Here is a 3,707-nt window from a genome sequence, read left to right on the forward strand (position 1 = left end):
GAGCAGTTAGCTTTTGCTAGCTACTCTTTTTATGATTCTTTATCATTTTCTTGAAATTAAAAGACTAGAACAAGCATACCTTGTCATATACTTTTATAAAAGGGATAAGGGACGTGACAACATTGGATAACAAAAGCAATCAATTTGTTTTTCATACAATAAAAAGTTCGACAATTAAAAAGTTTGTAATCATCGACTTAATTACTGGAACAGGAATCTATTGGGCCGTAAAATTCATTTCCTCAAGTGCATTGATTGCAATTATTAGTTGTATTTTTGGAACCAAAAAAATAAAAAAAATGCAACAATCTTAGAACTTCAAACTGGAATCTCTCTACAATTTCACACTACAAATAGTATCTTTATTACTTCCTATCATACTGGTACAATTTCCGTAATCGCCTTATATGAGCTTGATGATACCGATTATGGTCAGCTATATGCCAAATTCCCCATCTAATCGTAGCTGTTTCACCTTTTTCATAATATACTTCCCGCATCAAATCTGCTTCTGTTAGCTTCATACATTCGTTGTAAAACATACTTTGAACATCTTGATAGTCTTGCATAAGTTCTTGTAAAGAACCTTTTGTTATTTTAGGTAACTCTCCTTTTCTATCAAGCATAGGTCCATATTTTTCTTGTAAGAATACTGAAATTTGTTCATCTTTCAAACGATACACCCAGTGTAAATCCACAACTGCTAAATGCTGAAGCAATTGCCCAATGCTATTCTCATCATTAGCAGGACCTTTATAATTCAATTCCTCCTTCCCCACATCTTCTACTAAATCTCTTAATCTCTTGAATGTGTCACTTACAGTGGCATATAATATTGCAACGTGAGGGCTCATCCCTTTTTCTAAACACAGATCTTTCATTTTATTTTGCTCCTTCTAAACATTCTCTTAAAGAAATAAAACCATATGTTCGTCATCGCGATATATATTGTTCATTTTTAACGCCCTTTTTTCTGTCCCATACGTTGTAAAACCCATTGATTGATACAGTTTTTTCGCTACTTCATTATCTGAAACAACTCCTAAATTAATTTGCTCTATTTTTAGTTCTCTTGATTTTTCAACCAATGCTCCTATTAAAGCTTTTGCAATCCCTTCCCCTCTACTTTGAGCATCCACATACATAGCAACAAGATGTCCTTTATGTTTATAGGCTGCTTTTTGCTCTGTAAGTAACGTTACTACACCTAACAGTCGATTTTCGTCATTGAAAGCCCCAAATGTGTAACTAGTTTTTGAATTTAAATTTTGAGCAACTTCCTCCACAGGATTTTCTTTTTGCATCGCTTCTTCATAAGTTGTCACAAATGCGTCTGGATTTACTCGTAATGCTTGTAAACGTAAATCCCAATATTGTACTGCATCTAAGCCTGATAAAACTCGAATCATTTCTATGCATCCTCTCATCATTAAATTTCTATGAATTCGTTAATTTATACCATGTCACATTTTTGTTTACATAATAATATTATGTAATTAATTCTTTTTTATTAATAATTTCATATTCTTCTTTCAACATACTATAGCGATATCGATTAATAAATATTCCTTCTCGTAATCTATCATTTCTCATAATTCCTTCACAAACAAATCCAGCTTTTTCATAACTTCTTATCGCTTTTATGTTATCCGTATCAACACGTAGCCACACTTTTTCTAAACCAAATTCATAAAATCCAAGTTGTAACATGTTGTATAATGCCGCAACACCATATCCGCGTCCCCAACATTCTTTGTTACCAATTGCAATGCCTAACTCAGCATTTTTATTCGTTTTATCAAAATTCTTTAAATCCACCCAGCCAATATGTAAACCATTTTCATTAAGGATAGATCGATCTTCTACATCTTCTAATGAAAGTTCTCTTAATTGGACAATTGGTACATTCATATTTTCACTCCTTTCTTATTTTCCTACAGAAAAACCTTCAAACAACCTGCCTCCATAGTTTTCTAATGTTTTCTCGACAAAATCAATAAGTCCTACCTTTTCCCCAGTTCTATAAAAATGATCAAAAGCTTCAACAAATTGTTCAGCAAATAATGAATCATACTTCCTTAGTACCCTAATAAACCATTTAGAGTTACCAACCCATTGTCCGTTTACTCTAAGGACATATTCATGCACTAAATCAGCCAAATGATTCGCAATAAATAATTCTTCTTCTCTCTTTGTCGCACCAATAAAATCATCTAGTGCATCTGTAATAAAGTAACGTTTTTGTCTCATAAGTTCTTCTGTCCATTTTTCGGGACCTTTATTTAATAATTGCTCTGCCTCCTGCTTTAAACTTGTTACAATTTGCATAGTTCCTTTTAAGATAATTCCCTCCGAAACTAGTTGTGGTAAAGAAGGTCTTCCTCGCTTACAATCATTTTCAAAAAAAGTTTTATATGTTTCAAAATTATGTACAAACACTTCCACTGGCCAGCCGTTACTGAAAAAAGATTCCCGGTAACAAGATGAAAGGTTTTGATCTAATATAACGATATCAAGATCCGATGTTTTTGTTTCTTCTCCCCTTGCAACACTGCCACCTAGTAAAGCAACATCACAATTTGGAAATTGAGATTCGATAATTTTTTGCGCAGCGTCAATTGCCTTCATGCTGTTCTCCTTCTTTCATTTTCTTGTTTTATTTCTTTCTCTATCTCGTCCCTTTTTAATATATGTCTCTGCTTCAGGTGTCTTACATGAAGTGATACCATGATCAACCTCCACTTTTCCAATCCCGCGTGCAACTGCGATTGCTTTTTGCTCAAGCCCATCATTTCGAATTCCAATCGCAATAAGCGCGCTATTCATTGCCTCTTTTTTTCGATTTTTCTCAGTATGTATATGAGTCTGAATTTCTTTTAAAAATGGTAGAAAAAATGCATTTTCTAGCGATTTATCCTTTATGGCGATATTAGCTAGTAATGACCAACCAGCTCGACCAATCCATTCATCTTGAGCTTTTGTCCACACCTTCATTTTATCTATTGCAATTGGAGACGAACATACAGTTGACATAAGTACATCCATTAAGCAATAATAATCAACCTCTTGCACCCACTCATCCAACTGCTCTGACGTGAATTTTTTCGGATCAACTATCATTGTAGCTAATGTCATTGCATCCATATTTTTTGTTTCCCATAATGAAATGGCTAACTCATGATCTTTTTTTATTTTCTTCTTTAATAGTTTTAAATTTGCAAAGCTAACACCAAATAATGGCTCTTTTGCTCCATGGTTTATATATATTTTACGATTTTGTTCCGTTCCACATTCTTCAAGTTGATGCATGACCTCTTCTAATAACATGTAATCGCCTCTTTTCATATTTCCCTTTACCTTACACATGTCCTTACGATATATTCGACACTATCTCCTGTTTTCCTATTTTTATTTTTTCATTACGGTATGTGAAATTATAAAAAATTCACATACAAGAATCATTTACATATACTTCTTATGAAATGATTCACTGAAACTCTTTACCTAATTAAAAAAGAAAAACGTCTTCCCCTGTATAGCACTTCCTGGGACAATTTTGCTTCACAAGTAATTGCAAAAAATTAAAGTTAATTCATTATGGAACTGATCTACACATTACCTAGTTTTTAGCGTTACTATCATTTTACTTTTTTATCCGTTCTCTCATTTCTTTTCCTTAAACTCAATTGATCTACACTGTATTCAAC

The 3,707-nt window shown here is 33.1% G+C and carries 6 protein-coding genes and 1 pseudogene; 2 read left to right on the plus strand and 5 right to left on the minus strand.

Going from position 1 to position 3,707, the window contains the following annotated elements; all coding sequences use genetic code 11:
• Positions 1-122: 122 nt before the first annotated feature.
• On the plus strand, positions 123-314 hold the full coding sequence (locus tag V7183_RS07435) for a hypothetical protein (protein WP_230322496.1): 192 nt from the start codon (positions 123-125) through the stop codon (positions 312-314).
• A gap of 51 nt (positions 315-365) precedes the next feature.
• Here the strand turns inward: V7183_RS07435 and V7183_RS07440 are convergent, their stop codons facing one another.
• The 5 genes from V7183_RS07440 to V7183_RS07460 form a co-directional block, all read right to left on the minus strand.
• Positions 366-881 carry a DinB family protein gene (locus V7183_RS07440; protein WP_335359102.1) on the minus strand — a complete coding sequence of 172 codons (516 nt, stop codon included), beginning with the start codon at positions 879-881 and terminating at the stop codon, positions 366-368.
• A gap of 27 nt (positions 882-908) precedes the next feature.
• Positions 909-1,409: a GNAT family N-acetyltransferase gene (locus tag V7183_RS07445; RefSeq protein ID WP_097899031.1), complete on the minus strand. Its 501-nt coding sequence runs from the start codon at positions 1,407-1,409 to the stop codon at positions 909-911.
• Positions 1,410-1,488: 79 nt separating this feature from the next.
• Positions 1,489-1,911, minus strand: coding sequence for a GNAT family N-acetyltransferase (locus tag V7183_RS07450; RefSeq protein ID WP_097899030.1), 423 nt, complete (start codon positions 1,909-1,911; stop codon positions 1,489-1,491).
• Positions 1,912-1,926: 15 nt separating this feature from the next.
• A complete protein-coding gene (locus V7183_RS07455; RefSeq protein WP_335359103.1) occupies positions 1,927-2,628 on the minus strand; it encodes a nucleotidyltransferase domain-containing protein in 702 nt (233 codons plus the stop codon).
• 15 nt (positions 2,629-2,643) lie between these two features.
• Entirely contained in the window at positions 2,644-3,327 is a 684-nt protein-coding gene (locus tag V7183_RS07460; RefSeq protein ID WP_335359104.1) for a DNA alkylation repair protein, read from the minus strand.
• 180 nt (positions 3,328-3,507) lie between these two features.
• Between V7183_RS07460 and V7183_RS07465 the strand changes: the two are divergent.
• A pseudogene (locus tag V7183_RS07465) lies at positions 3,508-3,623 on the plus strand (GNAT family N-acetyltransferase); the annotation flags it as partial.
• Positions 3,624-3,707: the final 84 nt, after the last annotated feature.

The sequence above is a fragment of the Bacillus sp. JJ1127 genome, from assembly GCF_036965845.1.
In the GTDB taxonomy this organism is placed as follows: Bacteria; Bacillota; Bacilli; order Bacillales; family Bacillaceae_G; genus Bacillus_A.

What these genes read in the sequence shown, in the direction of transcription:
- V7183_RS07440 (WP_335359102.1), bottom strand. Translation starts at nt 881, where the DNA reads ATGAAAGATCTGTGTTTAGAAAAAGGGATGAGCCCTCACGTTGCAATA.
- V7183_RS07445 (WP_097899031.1), bottom strand. Translation starts at nt 1,409, where the DNA reads ATGATTCGAGTTTTATCAGGCTTAGATGCAGTACAATATTGGGATTTA.
- V7183_RS07450 (WP_097899030.1), bottom strand. Translation starts at nt 1,911, where the DNA reads ATGAATGTACCAATTGTCCAATTAAGAGAACTTTCATTAGAAGATGTA.
- V7183_RS07455 (WP_335359103.1), bottom strand. Translation starts at nt 2,628, where the DNA reads ATGAAGGCAATTGACGCTGCGCAAAAAATTATCGAATCTCAATTTCCA.
- V7183_RS07460 (WP_335359104.1), bottom strand. Translation starts at nt 3,327, where the DNA reads ATGTTATTAGAAGAGGTCATGCATCAACTTGAAGAATGTGGAACGGAA.